The following is a 17,282-nucleotide window of genomic DNA, read 5'->3' as shown; positions in this document are numbered from 1 at the left end:
GGCGAAACAATCCGAACACCGCGAGGGACGTTCTATGTAACCGATATGAGCCGCGAGCAAATGGAAGCCGCCGGATACGGCTTACATCATCAATCCGAGGACGGAAAATATCTGATTATGGGAAATGGTACAAGGGCGTTTGCCATTGCTGCCGAGCAGCCGGAAAAAGCAAACCCCTTAAAGACCATTGAGGACATTGTGGAGCAGAACGACAACAACTTTGACGGGCTTATCAACAACACCCCGCAGACACCTACCGTCGCGGAACTGGAACAGAAAGCAAAGGCGGGCGAGCCGATTTCTTTAATCGACTATGCAAACGCAATCAAGGCAGAGAATGAACAGGGCGAAAAAACGCCCGAAAAGAAACCGTCTATCCGGGCGCAGCTCAAAGCCGAAAAGGAACGAGCTGCGCAGAAAAAGACAGCGAAAACAAAAAATCACGATTTGGAGGTATGAGCATGATGAAATTAACCGTTGAGGAAACAAACCTTTTGAGCATTTACCATGAGGGCGGCAAGGCGCAGCTTATAGAGAACATGACCGCCGCCCTGCCTTACATGGACGCGGATATAAGGGAGCTTGCAGAGCGCACCCTTTCCAAAGTGGACGCTTTGACTGATGAAGAATACGCCGAGCTTTCCCTGTATGCCGCTGATGAAGCATGAGCGCGGTTAAGCGGCTTACGCCGCCCCAAAGCCGGAAAGTCAATGCCCTTGTAAAACGGGAGTGCTGCAACTGCATAGGTGGTAACTGTATCTTGCTTGACGACGGGGAGGAATGTGTCTGCCCGCAGCTCATTTCCTATTCGCTGCTTTGCAAGTGGTTCCGTATGGCGGTGCTTCCCGCCGACACGCTCTTATATGCGGAGCTGATGAATACCGAGGACAAAAAGCGTTGTACCGAGTGCGGTGCGTTCTTTGCTTCAAAGTCAAACAGCGTCAAATACTGCCCGGACTGCCGGAAACGAATTACCCGCAGACAGGCAGCCGAACGCATGAGAAAGCGGCGCGCTCTTGTTACGCGATAGGGGCGAAAAAAGCCTTGTTTTACGGGCTTTTGACAGCCGCTTTCCCATAGGGCAAGGGCTTTATACCTTTTCCCTTAAAAACAGCGTTCTACTGCGTAACATTTCATAACTGCACCCACACAAAAACCGGGGCGCGGATAGTCTTTACTGACTGTCTGCGTCCCGGCTTTTTCTATGCCTGTTTATTGGTTTCTTCTGTTGTCTGTAACTCTTTTTCAATCCTATTGCGGTAATGGGCTTTCCGACGATAGAAATATTTGGCTACTTCCTGTTCCGGTATCCATATCCCCGCAGCTTCTATGTGTTCCATAACAGCGGCAACGATTTTCCAATTATTCCGTTTATGTGGCTCATGCCCTGTTGCTATCCAAAGACGGCGGTATTCTTCATACAGCCATAGGCTGATAGCTTCTTTTTGCCGCTGTTTCAAATGTTGAAATTGTTTATCTGTCCGCAGTAACTTCCCGCCGACCTTTTTATGGTTTTTGGTTCCGATTTTCTGTTTCCTCTCTTTCCATTTCTTCAAGTGGGAATTGCGGGATAGCTTCTAACAGTTTCATTATGAGTGTTTGCCGTAAATCTTCGTCGATTTCCTCTTTTACGCTTCCGTCCGGCTGACGCTTTTTTACCATTGCAAGGCGGTTGATTTCGTCGCTGTAACAATCAAGCACCTTTTCCAACGCCCATTTTTCGCCTGCAACGGCGGCGCATATCGTTTCATAGTCCGGCATTTCCTGTTCCATTCGCTGACACTTCCTTTGCTGAAAATGTATCATTTTGGTTTGTGATTACTGCTTTTGATAGGAACTATTATATCACATAAGCATAAACAAAACTACTCCCCGCGTTCTTTTCCTTTTGCCCGTTCCGGCTCTCTTGGCTGCCGTAAAATACTGTCTATGTTCTGTTTGATAACGTCGTACTCCTTGACCTGTTTTTTCAGTCTGCCATAGTCGGCGTAAAGGGCTTCTTTCTGTTCCTGGAGCTTTTCATATTCTGCTTGCAGCGCGGTGAGGTTCGGGAGCTTGGAAACACCCGCCGCCTTTAATGCCTTTGCCGCTGCTTCATGTAAGATGATTTCACGCTCATGGGCTGCCCGGTAGCTGTCCTTATTCCTTGCCTTGCGGTATGCGTCATAGGCGGGTTTTGTCTTTTGGAACGTGGAAACATTCTTGATAAGCACCGCCATATCCGCAAGCCGTTTTTCCACGCTTTTTAATGCGTCTGCCGCCTGTTCGCTCTCTGTCTGTATCTCTGCGATTTTTGCGGTCAAGTCGGCGTACTGTTCAATCTTGTGTTCTGTAATAAAATTCATAGTCTTAGCCGCCTGTTTCAGATTGTGGATTTTCGCCCATTGTTCATAGCCCCGGCTCTGCGCTGCCTTGATACTGTTTTCAATATCAATGAGCAGGGACACGCCCTGTTCTGTCTTGGGAGCTTTGGCGGTGCGGGTGTGTTTGCCCTCTATCCGTTCTCTGATTGCTTCCTCTGTATAATCTGCGCCGAGGGTTTTCAAACGGGTAAACCGTTCCTGTCCCGGCACTAAGCAGGACACATATTTTCCCCGCTTGATTGTAAAGCCCTCTGCCTGTAACCGCGCGAGCAATTCTTCAAAGTCGGACACTTGGGGGATAAGGGTATCGACGGCAAGTTTTAATTTTGCTTTGGCGGTTTTTTCTTTCTGATATACCACATAATTTTTCCCCTTGCCGCCTTTCTCCGGCACAAGAACGGACAAGCCGTTTTCCCGGCACAGCCTGTCGCTGATGTTGCGTATGCCGTAATAGGTGCGCTTGTTGGAATTGTACTTGTGGTAGTCTACAAAGTTGACCGCACAAAAAATGATGTGGTTATGGATATGCCCTTTATCTATGTGGGTAGTAAGGACGTATTCATATTGCCCCTTTGTTACCGCGTCGGCAAGCTGCTTTCCGATTTCATGGGCTTTCTCATAATCGACTTCCCCCGGCTCAAAAGATTGTATCAAATGGTGGGCGAGGTTGTTTCCTCTGTCAAGGGCTTGCGATAAGGTAAATCCAAACTCAATGTCTGCCGTTTCATAGCTGCACCCGAACGAGGACACCAACATTTTCCCGTCCGTCTTGTCCGGGTTTTGGATATAGTCAAGGGCTTTTTTCAACGTGCTTTTAATAGGCTTAATCTTTGTAACCGCCATATCTCCGCAAGCACCCCCTTGATTTCTTCTATATCCTCTTGGTAAACGCTGCCCGTCGCATTGACGCGCTTTGCAATCTGATTGACATTTGCCCCGATTTTCTGTATCTCCGCTGTCATGGCTTTTATGTCGGCGTGGTCTATCTGAATGATGTACCCGTCGATTGCCATTTTCCGCAAGTAGGCTTCCATGTTCCGGGTAGGGACGAGCTGCATTTTCTGTTCAATCAACGCCCGTTCTTCCTCTGTTACTCTGAATTTGATTTGTACCGTCCGTTTCCTGCCGTTCATCGGCTCACACTCCTTTCCATTCCGAGGGTTTGGGACACTTCCCAACAAGCTGTTTTCAAGCGACGCGCCGCAGCGCAGGAGGGCGAAAATACGGAAAGGGTACCCCTTTCCTATGCTTGCTAAGAAACTTTTTCCCTCAATCTCTACACCACATGGAAAGCATATTTTGCCAACTACAAAGGTGATAAATCAAGAAAATATTACAAAAATGCAAAGAAAAAAATGTCGCAAACAGTTGAAAGTCATAGGAATTTCTTGTATAATTTATAATGTATATATGTATGCGGATTTCCAACATGGAAAGAAATATATTTTTGATTTTCTATGCAAAGGGGGTTGACAATATGTACCTTGTGCAATACAATTTTGACAGACAGACAGACAGACAGACAGACAGACAGAATAGGTCTGTCCTTTTTTGCTGCGCTGAAACAGAATATACATTACATATAGGTGTGTTCTGCCCGTGTTTTTTTCACGGGCGGGACGCGCCTTTTTTTGCTACTTAGCACTAATATACTCCCTATGATACTTCTAGCAGTAATACATACAAAGATATTGTACTAAAATCAAATCTTCTTACTGCATGCAATACAATAATTTAAGGAGGAAGAAAATGGAGCAAAATCATAAGGAAAAAGAAGAATTCAACTTATGGCTTACAGTAAGATTACAAGAGCAGCTCTATGCAATTGATTGCAGGTATGTGGATTCCATTTTTGAAATCACACAAAATATAACAGCCCTGCCAAAAGCAGATGACAGTATTCTTGGATTGATTCATGTAAGAGGAACCATGCTCCCGGTACTGGATTTAAGAAAGCTATTTCAAATGAAAACAGTACAGGAGGAAATGGCGGAATTTCAAGACATGATTTCTTTGATGAAAAAGGATCACATTGATTGGGTAAACACATTGAAGCGTTGTGTGGATACCCAAGAAGAATTTACGCTAGCCACTGACCCACATTGTTGTAAATTTGGACGATGGTACGATCAGTATAAACCTACAAGCCAGGTAGTACAACATTATTTTGGTCAAATCAATGAGCCGCATATCAGATTGCATCAATCTGCTCTACACTGCTTTGCGGCAACTGATGAAGCTGAAAAGCAACGAATTATAAAAGAAGAAGCTGAAAAAGCGATGGAACAAGTGTTGAAATCCTTAGATGACGCAGTTGATGCTTATCAAAAAAGCTATCACAAGATGTGTGTAGCAATTTCTGATGGTGTATCACAGATAGGAATACTTGTTGATGAAATTGTATCGACAGAGGAGCTGAACCATATTCAGGAATTGAATTTTAGTTCCAGAGAATCTTATGTCCATACTGTGGCTCAAACTCCAAAGGAAAGCAATCTTCTGGTCGTTGATGCAGCACATATTTTATTGTTATCAGAAATAAAAATATAGAAAATGGTATCGAATTTGATTGAGGTGAGGGCAGATGAAAAAATTACAAGAAAAACATCTGTTGGACTACCTTACGTTTTCTATGGGTATGGAATTTATATCGCAGTTGAAATATCTTGATCAGATAGAGAAAATAAAATTAGTTCATCTTTTGAAAAAAATTCCTGTTGAACAGTTTTCATTGAAAGAGTGGAATGATGTTGCGTGCTATATTTGCAATCTACCCACAATGGAAACATCAGAAAATGCGAAAAAAGAAATATTCACCGCTTTAACAGTTTCTGACGATAACAGCAGTCATATTGAGGAGGATTAAGAAAAATGAAAAAATTAAGTGATTGCACTATAAAAACGAGGTTAATTGTAACAAATGTAACTGTCATATTGATAGCCTGCATTGCTCTCTTCGTTTCTATTCTTGGCATAGAGCGATTGGATAGTTGTGTTGATAACGTAAAAAATAATGTACTTCCTGTAGAAATGGAAACACAGAATATCCGCAGAAATATAATAGCGGTAGAAAGAAACCTGCTAGAAATGGAATTATCTACAGATAAGAACCATATCGAATCGTTAATCGCTGATAATGCCAAGAGAGCGACTGAAGCCGGACAATCCTTTGAAGTTATCGACCGTATTCTCACTGACGAAAATGCAAAGGTAACAGCGCATCTTAAAGAGCAAATTGTAGAAATGAAAGAGATACGAAGCAGAATAGAAAATGCCTATGCAAAAGTAACCGAAGAAGGCGATTTAGAAGGAGGGAAAATTTTAGAAGAAGAATATATTCCCATTTCAGCTGATTTGAGAGAGGATTTAAGGAATTTTTCTGCTGCAATCGATCAGGAGGCGACTACACAAATTACGAAAACAAAGCAGAGAAGTGATATAGGTAAGATAGCTACAGGTGTGCTTGTAATCATCTTTATTTCAACTTCCCTAATTATACAAAAAAAGATACTCAAAGATATTATGAGTCCTCTTAAAGAAATCGAAGTAGCAACTCAAGCTCTTTCTCAAGGTGATTTTAGTTCAAACATTACTTATGATAGAACAAATGAATTCGGACAAGTTTGCAATAGCATGCGAACAAGCTTCTCGGAATTAAAGCGTGTAATTGAAGAAATATCAGTTGTAGGAGGACATTTGGCAAATGGCGATTTTTCTGTGTCACCGTCTATGACTTTTCCGGGTGAACTAAGAGAAATTGAAGTTTCTATGGATAAATTGATTAAAAAATTAAATTTTGCCTTTGGAAAAATTCAAGCCGCTGCCGACCAAATCAATTCGGGAGCAGAGCAGATTTCCGGTGGTTCACAGGAACTTGCACAAGGAGCAACAGAACAGGCAAGCAGCGTTGAGGAATTGGCTGCGACGATTGCCGAAACATCGGAACAAATAACAGCCAACTCACACAATGCACATCAGGCAAATAAACTGGTAACTGATGTCGGTAAAGTGGCACAGGATACGATGGAAAATATGGAACAACTCCTTTCGGCAATGGGAGAAATCAGTACTTTCTCTGATGAAATCAAAAACATCATCAAAATGATTGATGATATATCTTTCCAAACTAATATTCTTGCTTTAAATGCTGCGGTAGAAGCAGCCAGAGCCGGAAGTGCTGGTAAAGGCTTTGCGGTGGTAGCAGACGAAGTAAGAAACCTTGCAACAAAAACGGCAGAAGCAGCAAAGAGTACGACACAGATGATTGACGGCTCTATTGCAGCCGTCAATCATGGTGAGGAATTGGCGCAGAGGACGCATACTGCATTTGGAGAGTTAAATGCCAAAGTAACAGAGGTTGTGAAAATTGTGGACGAAATTTCAGTTGCTTCCGAGGAACAAGCACATGGAATGAAACAGCTTTCCATTGGAGTAGATCAAATTTCTGCCGTTGTCCAAACAAACTCTGCAACCAGTGAAGAAAGTGCAGCGTCTAGTGAGGAACTTTCTGGACAGGCTAGTATGCTGAATCAGTTAGTGGCACAGTTTAAGTTAAATGAAAATGGAGCTGTTGAGGAAGATATAGTTCCTCTGTCTGACGAAAAAAATATCGGTACAACTATCAAATATTAACACAATGATACATGTGTTACTCTCTGATACAGGGGGGCAGGGAATGACATACCCTGCCCCCCTGTTCTATTCTTTTACTTGGCATTGCTATTCAAGTCTTTTTATAGCATTGAGGATATAAGGGGGAAAAATATGTTTTTTATTAGGAAGATGGAAAAGAGAGTTAACAGAATGCAATGCCGAGAAAACAATCCTTTCTTCATGAATAAGGGCGATAATCATTCTTTCAGAAATTTGCTGCAATATTTTTGTCTTGCAGTAACTTTTCTGTGTTCCGATGATTGTGGCTTATTTATTTTTTGTTGACCTATTATCAAACAACAGCCTTTATATTCTATATGTCCATATTTTACTTCAAGGCACCTATGCGAGTTTTCATGCTCGCATGGGTGCCTTTTATCATGTACAGAAACATTCTTTTATGAGCTGTCGTTCTCCCCCTCACTTCCTTTCCTTTTAACTATGAAAAACTCATAGGAGGTGTTGCGCATGGATAGCTCCTAAAAAAATTTTAAATTTTTTCAAAAATTACTGCTTGAAGTTGGCAAAATCAAATTTTCAAGTGGTGTGGGTAGTGAAAGGGGAAATCCACCTATCACCCGCTTTCGCGGCTGCGAAAGGAGGTGAATACCTTGAATGAACCTTATCGCACCCAGTTTGAAATACGTTGTGCTTTTAACGGATTTTGCAAAAAGGCGTTGAAATATGAAGCCAGCAATGCCCACCGCGACGTTAGAAACAGGCAGCTTCGGGAGGTTACTTTTTCTGATTTAACACCAGATGAGGAATCACAGCTTTACACGACAGATACATATTCGTTTGATGAAGCTGACAAGTTTTTCTTTGTGGCAGGAAAGACCTTTACCGCAAAACTGCTTGCCGACGCGCTACACGCGCTGCCGGAGGAAAAGCGCAATGCCGTACTGCTGTACTACTTCTTTGACATGACGGACGCGCAGATAGCGCAACAATTGAATGTTCCAAGAAGTACAGTACAATTTCGACGGACAAGCTCCTTTGAGCTACTAAAAAAATATTTGGAGGGACGTGCCTATGATGAAAATGAATGGTAACAGTGATTTGGACGAACGCGGTTTGTTACCATATCCGGTAATCGTAGCCGCCACCAAGGGCGACCCGGACGCGGTTAAAATCGTCGTACAGCATTACGATGGATATATATCCTCACTTGCTACCCGCAAGCTTCGAGATGAGCGGGGTAATACCTTTTTTGGGATTGATGAGGATATGCGCGACCGTCTACGTTCACGGCTGATTAAAGCTGTACTAGAGTTTAAGGTGTAACATCACCATAGCGACGTACTCCCCTTTCCGTCGCATGGAAAAGCCTTATATTCTCTCTGCTCCTTGACAAAGAAAGTGGCGCAAGATAACAGCGACACAGTATAGGGCAAATCAGATACATTCCTTTTGCGCCGAGCCATGCGGAGGGTGCGCCATGACTTCCCGAACGGGAACGAGCGGGAAACACTACGCCGGAAAACAAGTGTAGCGGCTTGTGGGCGACGACGCGCAGAATACATAATGATACTCCCTTACAGCCACAGTCCGAGCGTTCAAAGCGTCGCAGGCAATGGGTAGGGCTACGGCAGACCGCCGCAGGGGTGAAATTCCCGTGAGATTGTAGCTAACAATCGTCTGACGAAAGCCTATATTTTAGTAACTATCAGATGTTTATTCAATTTCACGAAAGGGGTATTTTATGAGCAATACTGATGTGCCTATTTGGGAAAAGTATACTCTGACTATTGAGGAAGCGTCGAAATATTTTCGTATCGGTGAAAACAAACTGCGCAAGCTGGCAGAGGAAAACTTATCTGCAAATTGGGTAATTGTGAACGGAAATCGTATTCAGATAAAGCGAAAACAGTTTGAAAAAGTGATTGACAATTTAGATACCATATAGATTATGAGCCTTGAATATGCTATAATATTCATAAGCATATCAAGGCTCTTTCCGTCATGGAAAGGAGCATGACGCAAAATGTCACAGAAAAGACGCGATAATAAAAGCCGTATCTTACGGACAGGTGAGAGCCAGAGAAAAGACGGGAGATATGCTTACAAATATACAGATACTTTTGGAAAACCACAATTTGTTTATGCTTGGAAGTTAGTACCCACCGACAAGACCCCGGCAGGAAAACGGGAAGATATTTCTCTTCGAGAAAAAGAGAAAGAAATCCAAAAAGACCTTGACGACAGGATAGACCCTATCGGCAAGAAAATGACCGTCTGCCAACTTTACGCAAAGCAGATACGCCACCGGGCGAATGTGCGTCATGGTACGAAGCAGGGACGACAACAGCTCATGCGGATTTTGCAGGAGGATAGTCTGGGCGGCTGCCCTATCGAAAACGTGAAGCTCTCCGATGCGAAAGAATGGGCTTTACGCATGAAAGAAAAAGAGTATTCTTTCAAGACTATCAACAACTACAAGCGTTCCCTCAAAGCTGCTTTTTACACAGCTATACAGGACGATTGTATCCGTAAAAATCCGTTCGACTTTCAGCTTAACACCGTCATAGAAGATGACACGGAGCCAAAGGTACCGTTATCCCCTACGCAAGAAGCGTCTTTCCTATCCTTTATAGCGGGTGATAAAGTCTATCAGAAGTATTACGACGAAATCACCATACTGTTAGGGACAGGGCTTCGCATTTCCGAACTCTGCGGGCTGACCGACAAAGACATTGATTTTGATAATAAGTTAATCAACGTAGATCACCAACTGCTGAAAGTTTCTGGCATTGGGTATCACATTGAAGTACCGAAAACAAAAAGCGGTGTCCGGCAAATCCCTATGAGTACAAAGGTATGTGAAGCGTTTAAGCGGGTGCTACGAAACCGTAAGCGTACAACACCGATAATCGTCGGTGGACACAACGACTTTATATTCCTCAACCGGGACGGGCTACCGAAAGTAGCGGTCAACTATGAAAGTATGTTCCGGGGGCTTGTGAAGAAGTACAACAAGTACCATGAGGTAGCATTACCGAAAGTCACAACGCCGCACACCTTACGTCATACGTTCTGCACCAATTTAGCAAACGCTGGAATGAACCCAAAAGCATTGCAGTACATCATGGGACATTCCAACATCACAATGACGCTAAACTATTATGCCCATGCGACTTCTGACAGCGCAGTTGCTGAAATGGAACGGCTGATTGCGTAAGTAGTAAATAGCGATTTTACTACCCTGTTTACTACCTTTGAGCAGAAAAACATGAGGGGATATAAAAACTTTTAAGAATATCTCCCATAAAACAAAATGCCATATAGCCCTGAAACATAGGGCTTTGACGGCATTTGAGAAGTTATAAGAAGATAATCAATTTATATATATAAGTTTATGGTAAAAAAAACGTTCAAGTGTTGCGGCAATTTTTATATCATCAAATTGCATCTTGCAGATAGAGCGAATGCAACAGACCGGTGTATAGCTATCAGGATTGGTGGAGGCGTTTGAAACATTTTTTCATGCAGGAGATACACAACATAAAAATTGTCATGATAGCAAACGCCATCTCGAGCCAAATGCGCAACAAAAACCACCAGTCCTGTTTTATACAGAACTGGTGGTCAAAAAGTATTTGTATCTACGAACTATTGGTGAATTGTCACGCGGGCGATCTGTATCATTTCATTGTTGCAGTACAACCACATGTGGGTACGCAATATCAATTCCATTTTTCTCGTATTGTTTTTTGATATTCTCTAATACCGCACATTTTAAACTGAAGGCTGTACTGTTATCCTTTGCCCAAAGTGATGCGCGCAGCGTAACAGCAGAATCAGCCAACTCCAGCACAACTACTTGCACCTCCGGCGCACCTGCTGCCTTTTGTTCAGGCGTGCGTACATCCATAAAATCAGGCTGATGCAGAATTTCTTCCGCCAGCAGCTTTTTCGCAAGGTCAATATTGGACTCATAGGTAACGCCAATCTGCATGAAAACACAAACTTTGCTATCGGCATAGTCAGCGTTTTCAATAATCGAGCTGTTCATTTTACTATTGGGAATAATCACACGCTTATTTTCCCAAGTGCGGATGGCTGTATGGTGCAGCGTAATCTCTTCAATCACACCCGAAATATCGTTATCAATATACCGCACTACATCGCCCATGCGGAAGGGTTTGAACGCCAGAATCATCATACCGCTGACCACACTGCCCAGCGCCTCTTGTGCAGCAAGACCTGCCACCACTGCAATTACCCCGCCGGCGGTCAGCAATGTCCGCACCGCGCTCGACAAAAGCGGAATGCTGTATACCACAACCATGACTCCCGCAAAATATACCGCCGCAACCGCAATATATCTTGCAAATCCAAGCACGGTCGCTGCACCGCTATTGCTTTGCCGATGACGGTCAACCAATCGGCGCATCACACGGTTCACCAGCTTTGCCAGCAGAAACGTGATCGCTAATACGACCACCGCAAAAACCGCAGATCCTACAAACGATCCTACTGGGGTTTGTAAAAAAGGTTGCAGGAAATCAAGCATGCATTATCTCCTTCCGTACTGTCTACATTTTATTGATATACGTCCGCTTAATAGGCAATGCCCCATACAACCATCTTGTGCGCCGGTTTACCGCATACCGGACAAACGTCAGAAATGTGCTCCTGATCAAATGGCATACAACGGCTGGGCATCCCGGTCTCTTCCTTGACCTTTTCTTCACATGCCAGATCACCGCACCACATAGATTTCACAAATCCAATATGATTTTTGATAATATCCTTCATTTCATCCAGACTCTTCGCCGTATAGGTATGCTCCTCACGATTCTTCATCGCCTTCTCAAACAGCGCCTTCTGGATCTCCTCGAGCAACGCAGGTATTGTAGATGACAAATCCTCAAACTTGACAACCGTCTTTTCACGGCTATCACGACGCACCAGTACGCACTGACCCTGCTCGATATCACGCGGACCGACCTCAAGACGAAGGGGCACACCCTTCATCTCATACTCGGCAAATTTCCATCCGGGGCTATTCTCAGACAGATCAATCTTGGCCCGCACACCGGCCTCCTTAACGATATCCAGCAGCTCCTGTGCCTTCTCAGTCACACCGGGCTTGTGGGCTGCAACCGGAATAACAACCAACTGGGTCGGCGCGATGCGCGGCGGCAGCACAAGACCCTCATTATCACCGTGGGTCATAATAATTGCACCAATCAAACGGGTAGATACGCCCCATGATGTCTGCTCCATATACTGCAACGTATTATTCTTGTCGGTGTACTGCATATTAAACGCCTTAGCAAAGCCGTTGCCGAAATAGTGACTTGTACCAGACTGCAGCGCCTTGCCGTCATGCATCATGGCTTCAATGGTATAGGTTTTTTCCGCGCCTGCAAAGCGCTCCTTCTCTGTCTTTTCACCCTTGAGGACCGGAATTGCAAGATATTCTTCGCAGAACTTGGCGTAAATATTTAGCATGCGCAGCGTCTCTTCCATCGCCTCCTCGGCGGTAGCGTGCACTGTGTGACCTTCCTGCCACCAGAACTCACGGCTGCGCAGGAACGGGCGAGTGGTCTTTTCCCAACGTACGACCGAGCACCACTGATTATACAACTTGGGCAGATCACGCCATGAGCGTACGATCTTGGCATAATGCTCACAAAACAGAGTCTCCGAAGTCGGGCGGACACACAAACGCTCTTCCAGCTTTTCCGAACCGCCGTAGGTCACCCATGCACACTCCGGCGCAAAGCCTTCCACATGATCAGCTTCCTTTTGCAGCAGGCTTTCCGGAATGAAAATCGGCATAGCGACGTTCTCGTGTCCTGTCTCCTTGAACATACCATCAAGCGTCTTCTGAATATTCTCCCAAATCGCCTGTGAGTACGGACGCATGATAACACAGCCCTTGACCGAGGAATAATCAATCATCTCAGCCTTTTTTACAATGTCAGTGTACCACTGCGCAAAATCCACATCCATAGATGTGATTTCACTGACCAGTTTTTTCTTATCTGCCATAATTGTGTTTCTCACCTTTTCTATCTTATTTTCATAAAATGCCAGTAGAATTTTGTATCAGAAAGGGGTTTTCCCCAATGAATTTTTCCCAGTCTTTTTTTGTTAAACCCGCAAACAATGAGGTAATAGAAACCAAGGTCGCACTGTCAGCCGATCAACGGCCCGCACTGCTCGGCACCGTGTCCGGCGTGGATGGAAAAGCCGCCGCCGGCGCGCTTGTCACAATTTTCTGCGCGGATGCACCAGAAACGCCGGTCGGCGCACTATATACCGATGAACAGGGACAGTTTGCTTTCGGGCCGCTTGAACCCGGAAGGCTGTACCATGTCAAAGTGTTCCGCCGCTCGGACAATTTCCGCGCGCTTGAGTAGCGGTTAGTCCGCGCCGACACCGACGCCCAGCGCATCGAGACGCGCCTGCTCTGCCATACATTCTTCTTCCGTATAACCGGAATATCCCATGCCGGGCGTATGAACCAACGCACGCAATCTGCCGTTCTCCACCGCATATTCATACCGATACGTATCGCCCATGCCCATCACATAGGTATAAACCACCTGTACTTTTCCGTCTTTCGCCTTTGAAATCTCCGAAAAAGTAAGCCCGTGATCTGGCTCATCTGCCAGTAACATCTGACGTGTGCCGTCCTGCGCAATGCGAAGCACCTGCGTCCCTGTCAGGGTAAAGACACCGCTACCAGAAAAGCCGGGACGCTCATCAACCGGAGATGTGAGTAGCACATAACTGCCGTCCGCCGGATCAATTTCGCAGTCATATACCGGCGTATCTATTACCTGCGTCAACACGCCGTCCGTCACCCGGTACAAACCGGCCGTGCCCCATATCTCTGTGCCGTTATCGCTCTTTAAATTGGGCGCAAACAGGCTGCACCAATAGGCAACATACTCCGTATCCTCCGACTCCATTCCTTCTAGAACCGGATAGGCATTGTCCACCGTAAAGCTGCCGGCAGCTTTGCCGTCCCATGTCCAAGCAGAAATCACCGTATGATCTGTCGACACATTTTGTGTCACCAGCAGACCATCTTGCATGACCTTAGCCAGCTTTTCGCCAGAGCCAAGCGGCAGTTTGCGAATACCATCTTCCTCAAGGCAATAAAACGTACTATCATCATACTGGAATACGCAGCCGTTCTCGCCTTGTAAGCAGGAAAATAACGCAAGGGTTTTTGCATCTTTTGGCAGTTCCATCACAGCTTCTACCGCTGTACCGCTCACCGCATACAATGTGCTTTTCTGCTGCCCAGATTCGGTCACAATCAGATAATCCGTTTGACCAGCGTGTCCCAGTGCAGCGACTTGGCTATCAGATGCGCAACGCAGCAGCTCGGTCGTCTGCAACGTATCGGGATCGAGTGAAAACAGCTGGTAATCCTGTCCTGCCATATTCCGGTATGCGTATATCCCTTGCAGTCCGGGTGCATTCAGTGCACGGATCGTATCATCGCTGCTGCGCACCACCGGGACACCTGCAATCACGCAGGACAGTACCTGGTCGGAACCATAGGGCGTGCTGCCTGCTTGCGTATAGGTGCGCGGCAACACATCCCATGCGGCTGTTTTGAGCTGTTCCACAGTAAAAACACCCTGATTGATCAGCTTCTGCGCTACCGTAAAGCCGTTAGTATCTCCGTACTTGGTATAATACTGCTCCAGCAGACGCACAGACAGCGAAACCGCATCGCCGCGAACAAAACCGGCTTCGTCACACCCAGTCTCCTCCGTATCACCACCATACAACAAAAGCGTATAGGACGCATCATCTGAGGCGGCACGCGCAAGAAATGTGCAGTACTGCCTGCAAGTGACATTCTCTTCCGCACCGTAAGTTGTGACTGCGATACCTTTGGTCAGCCCGCTTTGATACAACCAGCCAACATATTTGTCCGCCCACTGAGGCACATCGGTAAACGGGTGCGCCCATTCCCCGGAAAGCGCCGCTTGCTCCGCGCCAAGCAACCGCGTGAGCATCGCAGCGGCTTCGGCGCGGGTCATGGGCTTTTCCAGTTCAAACCCCTTTTCCGTACCTCGGAACAGTCCGAGATCAGATAGCATTTGCGCCTGCGCCTCAGTGTCTCCCGGATAACCGTTATCAATCGTGCCGACGTTCGCCGCCCCTGCGGCGAACGTCAACAGCATGCAGACAAAACAGACAGAAACCAGCTTTTTCATACCAAGATCCCCTTTCGGTATGTGGTCGGTTTACAAACTACCCTGCCGAATGCGATTTCTTACTTCAGTTTTTCCTTGACTTCGTAACTCAGCTTCTCAATGAATTCGGACAACTCCATCGGCGTAGTCTCACCGGTCTTGCGCTCACGCACAGAAATAATGCCTTTTTCCTCATCCTTATCGCCAATGACGATCATATACGGCACCTTGTGCACCTGCGCCTCGCGGATCTTATAGCCGATTTTCTCATTACGGTCATCCATCGTGACGCGGAAGCCAGCCGCAGTCAGCTGCTTCACAACCTCCTGTGAGCACGGAATGTTGCGATCGGTCATCGGCATGACTCTTACTTGCTCAGGTGCAAGCCAAGTCGGAAACGCACCGGCAAAATGCTCGGTGATGACACCGATAAAACGTTCAATTGAGCCGAGTACGACGCGATGAATCATGATCGGTCGATGCTTTTCACCATCTGCGCCAATGTATTCCAGCTCAAACCGCTCAGGAAGCTGGGAATCCAGCTGAATCGTACCACACTGCCAGGTGCGGCCAAGCGAATCGGCCAGATGGAAGTCCAGCTTCGGACCATAAAACGCACCGTCACCCTCATTGATCGTAAAGGGCTTGCCCAGCTCGGTGATAGCCTCCTTCAGAATATCCTGATTATGCTCCCACTGCTCAACCGTGCCGATGTGATCCTCGGGCATGGTAGACAGTTCAATCGTATAGGACAGGCCAAAAACCGAATATACTTCGTCAAACAGCTTAACAACGTTCTTGATCTCGTCCTTCATCTGATCCGGGGTCATAAAAATATGCGCGTCGTCCTGCGTGAAGCAGCGTACACGGAACAGACCGTGCAGCGCGCCGGACAACTCATGGCGATGCACCAGGCCCAATTCACCTACACGCAGCGGCAGCTCACGATAGGAGTGCGGCTGAGACTTATAAACCAGCATGCCACCCGGACAATTCATCGGCTTGATGGCAAAATCCTCGTCGTCAATCACTGTGGTATACATGTTTTGCTTGTAATGATCCCAGTGGCCGGAGCGCTCCCACAGCTTACGGCTGAGGATGACCGGGGTGGAAACCTCGACATAGCCGTAACGCTTATGCACCTCACGCCAATAATCGATCAAGGTGTTCTTGAGTGTCATGCCATTGGGCAGGAAGAACGGGAACCCCGGGCCTTCCTCCGTCAGCATAAATAGTCCGAGTTCCTTACCAAGGCGGCGATGATCACGCTTCTTGGCCTCTTCCAGCATATTCAAATATGCATCCAGCTCATCCTTCTTCGGAAAAGCCGTGCCATAGATACGCTGCAGCATCTTATTCTTGCTGTCGCCTCTCCAGTACGCACCGGTGACGTTCATCAGCTTAAGACCGTTGCCCTTCACACGGCCGGTTGAATCCAGATGCGGGCCGGCACAAAGGTCAGTAAACTCACCCTGCTTGTAGAACGAGATGGTCGCATCCTCCGGCAGATCATCAATGAGCTGCACCTTGTAAGGTTCTTCCTTGTCCTCCATCAGCTTGCGGGCTTCCGCACGCGGAAGCTCAAAGCGCTCAAGCGGCAGCTTTTCTTTGCAGATCTTCTTCATTTCAGCTTCAAGCGCATCCAGATTTTCCTGCGTAAAAGAGAACGGCGCATCAAAATCATAATAGAAACCATTTTCGATCGACGGACCGATCGCGAGCTTCACTTCCGGATACAGGCGCTTGACGGCCTGCGCGAGAATGTGCGATACCGTGTGTCGGTAGGTATCACGATATTCCGGATTTTCAAACGTGTACTTGTTTTCTTCGGACATAATGGTGTTCCTCCTTTTGTTTTTGCGGGGAGAACAAAAAAGCCCACCCCCGACATCAAATCAGGGGTGAGCTTATACTAAACCCACGGTTCCACCCTGCTTGCAAGCCCATTTGGAGGCTTGCCGCTCTGGAGTCCGTAACGTGGACGAAACGCTGCGACATACTGCACTTTTCCGCCGCAGAGCTCAGGAATCGGTGCCGCTTTTCCCGCACCTGCGAACGCTCTCAGCCACGTCGTCCGCTCTCTTGCAGGTGTTTT

General features: G+C 46.3%; 19 protein-coding genes. 11 read left to right on the top strand and 8 right to left on the bottom strand.

Going from position 1 to position 17,282, the window contains the following annotated elements; all coding sequences use genetic code 11:
• Positions 1 to 45: 45 nt before the first annotated feature.
• From ACTQ34_RS05255 to ACTQ34_RS05245, 3 genes are read left to right on the top strand one after another with little or no spacing between them, the layout of a single operon-like run.
• Entirely contained in the window at positions 46 to 459 is a 414-nt protein-coding gene (locus ACTQ34_RS05255; RefSeq protein WP_441362874.1) for a DUF4316 domain-containing protein, read from the top strand.
• 2 nt (positions 460 to 461) lie between these two features.
• Positions 462 to 668: a transposon-transfer assisting family protein gene (locus tag ACTQ34_RS05250; RefSeq protein ID WP_441362836.1), complete on the top strand. Its 207-nt coding sequence runs from the start codon at positions 462 to 464 to the stop codon at positions 666 to 668.
• Positions 665 to 1,030, top strand: coding sequence for a cysteine-rich VLP domain-containing protein (locus tag ACTQ34_RS05245; RefSeq protein ID WP_441362835.1), 366 nt, complete (start codon positions 665 to 667; stop codon positions 1,028 to 1,030). The genes ACTQ34_RS05250 and ACTQ34_RS05245 overlap by 4 nt, the downstream gene beginning before the upstream one ends.
• Positions 1,031 to 1,202: 172 nt before the next feature.
• Here ACTQ34_RS05245 and ACTQ34_RS05240 read toward each other — a convergent pair whose 3' ends face one another.
• From ACTQ34_RS05240 to ACTQ34_RS05225, 4 genes are all read right to left on the bottom strand, one after another.
• Positions 1,203 to 1,556: a hypothetical protein gene (locus tag ACTQ34_RS05240; protein ID WP_441362834.1), complete on the bottom strand. Its 354-nt coding sequence runs from the start codon at positions 1,554 to 1,556 to the stop codon at positions 1,203 to 1,205.
• The gene (locus tag ACTQ34_RS05235; RefSeq protein ID WP_441362833.1) at positions 1,507 to 1,773 is read right to left on the bottom strand and encodes a helix-turn-helix domain-containing protein; all 267 of its coding nucleotides are present in this window, start codon (positions 1,771 to 1,773) and stop codon (positions 1,507 to 1,509) included. The genes ACTQ34_RS05240 and ACTQ34_RS05235 overlap by 50 nt, the downstream gene beginning before the upstream one ends.
• Before the next feature lie 92 nt (positions 1,774 to 1,865).
• The gene (locus ACTQ34_RS05230; RefSeq protein WP_441362832.1) at positions 1,866 to 3,206 is read right to left on the bottom strand and encodes a relaxase/mobilization nuclease domain-containing protein; all 1,341 of its coding nucleotides are present in this window, start codon (positions 3,204 to 3,206) and stop codon (positions 1,866 to 1,868) included.
• Entirely contained in the window at positions 3,167 to 3,496 is a 330-nt protein-coding gene (locus tag ACTQ34_RS05225; protein WP_441362831.1) for a plasmid mobilization protein, read from the bottom strand. The genes ACTQ34_RS05230 and ACTQ34_RS05225 overlap by 40 nt, the downstream gene beginning before the upstream one ends.
• A gap of 616 nt (positions 3,497 to 4,112) precedes the next feature.
• On the opposite strand from ACTQ34_RS05225, the gene ACTQ34_RS05220 reads away from it, so the two are divergent.
• The 7 genes from ACTQ34_RS05220 (at position 4,113) to ACTQ34_RS05190 (ending at position 10,194) form a co-directional block, all read left to right on the top strand.
• On the top strand, positions 4,113 to 4,913 hold the full coding sequence (locus ACTQ34_RS05220) for a chemotaxis protein CheW (RefSeq protein ID WP_441362830.1): 801 nt from the start codon (positions 4,113 to 4,115) through the stop codon (positions 4,911 to 4,913).
• A gap of 34 nt (positions 4,914 to 4,947) precedes the next feature.
• Positions 4,948 to 5,229, top strand: coding sequence for a hypothetical protein (locus ACTQ34_RS05215; protein WP_441362829.1), 282 nt, complete (start codon positions 4,948 to 4,950; stop codon positions 5,227 to 5,229).
• A 5-nt stretch (positions 5,230 to 5,234) separates the two neighbouring features.
• Positions 5,235 to 6,995, top strand: a complete 1,761-nt coding sequence (locus tag ACTQ34_RS05210) for a methyl-accepting chemotaxis protein (RefSeq protein WP_441362828.1) — start codon at positions 5,235 to 5,237, stop codon at positions 6,993 to 6,995.
• A 632-nt stretch (positions 6,996 to 7,627) separates the two neighbouring features.
• Positions 7,628 to 8,068, top strand: coding sequence for an RNA polymerase sigma factor (locus ACTQ34_RS05205; RefSeq protein ID WP_441362827.1), 441 nt, complete (start codon positions 7,628 to 7,630; stop codon positions 8,066 to 8,068).
• Positions 8,052 to 8,300, top strand: coding sequence for a helix-turn-helix domain-containing protein (locus ACTQ34_RS05200; RefSeq protein WP_441362826.1), 249 nt, complete (start codon positions 8,052 to 8,054; stop codon positions 8,298 to 8,300). The genes ACTQ34_RS05205 and ACTQ34_RS05200 overlap by 17 nt, the downstream gene beginning before the upstream one ends.
• A gap of 418 nt (positions 8,301 to 8,718) precedes the next feature.
• A complete protein-coding gene (locus ACTQ34_RS05195) occupies positions 8,719 to 8,922 on the top strand; it encodes an excisionase (RefSeq protein WP_441362825.1) in 204 nt (67 codons plus the stop codon).
• Between the two features lie 78 nt (positions 8,923 to 9,000).
• Positions 9,001 to 10,194 carry a tyrosine-type recombinase/integrase gene (locus ACTQ34_RS05190; RefSeq protein ID WP_441362824.1) on the top strand — a complete coding sequence of 398 codons (1,194 nt, stop codon included), beginning with the start codon at positions 9,001 to 9,003 and terminating at the stop codon, positions 10,192 to 10,194.
• A 468-nt stretch (positions 10,195 to 10,662) separates the two neighbouring features.
• On the opposite strand, the gene ACTQ34_RS05185 is transcribed toward ACTQ34_RS05190, so the two are convergent.
• Both ACTQ34_RS05185 and proS read right to left on the bottom strand, forming a co-directional pair.
• The gene (locus tag ACTQ34_RS05185; protein WP_441362823.1) at positions 10,663 to 11,460 is read right to left on the bottom strand and encodes a mechanosensitive ion channel family protein; all 798 of its coding nucleotides are present in this window, start codon (positions 11,458 to 11,460) and stop codon (positions 10,663 to 10,665) included.
• A 116-nt stretch (positions 11,461 to 11,576) separates the two neighbouring features.
• Positions 11,577 to 13,016 (bottom strand): proline--tRNA ligase, encoded by a 1,440-nt coding sequence (gene proS / locus ACTQ34_RS05180; RefSeq protein WP_441362822.1) that lies wholly within the window; start codon positions 13,014 to 13,016, stop codon positions 11,577 to 11,579.
• A 77-nt stretch (positions 13,017 to 13,093) separates the two neighbouring features.
• Here proS and ACTQ34_RS05175 point away from each other — a divergent pair, with 77 nt between their 5' ends.
• Positions 13,094 to 13,387, top strand: a complete 294-nt coding sequence (locus tag ACTQ34_RS05175) for a carboxypeptidase-like regulatory domain-containing protein (RefSeq protein WP_441362821.1) — start codon at positions 13,094 to 13,096, stop codon at positions 13,385 to 13,387.
• A gap of 3 nt (positions 13,388 to 13,390) precedes the next feature.
• Here ACTQ34_RS05175 and ACTQ34_RS05170 read toward each other — a convergent pair whose 3' ends face one another.
• The gene (locus ACTQ34_RS05170; RefSeq protein WP_441362820.1) at positions 13,391 to 15,208 is read right to left on the bottom strand and encodes an S-layer homology domain-containing protein; all 1,818 of its coding nucleotides are present in this window, start codon (positions 15,206 to 15,208) and stop codon (positions 13,391 to 13,393) included.
• Positions 15,209 to 15,267: 59 nt separating this feature from the next.
• Entirely contained in the window at positions 15,268 to 17,022 is a 1,755-nt protein-coding gene (gene thrS / locus ACTQ34_RS05165) for a threonine--tRNA ligase (RefSeq protein ID WP_441362819.1), read from the bottom strand.
• Positions 17,023 to 17,282: the final 260 nt, after the last annotated feature.

Source organism: Agathobaculum sp. LCP25S3_E8 (genome assembly GCF_052117165.1).
Lineage (GTDB): Bacteria > Bacillota > Clostridia > Oscillospirales > Butyricicoccaceae > Agathobaculum.
The sequence above is the reverse complement of the archived record's forward strand: the minus strand, read 5'-3'. Positions and strand labels throughout refer to the sequence as shown.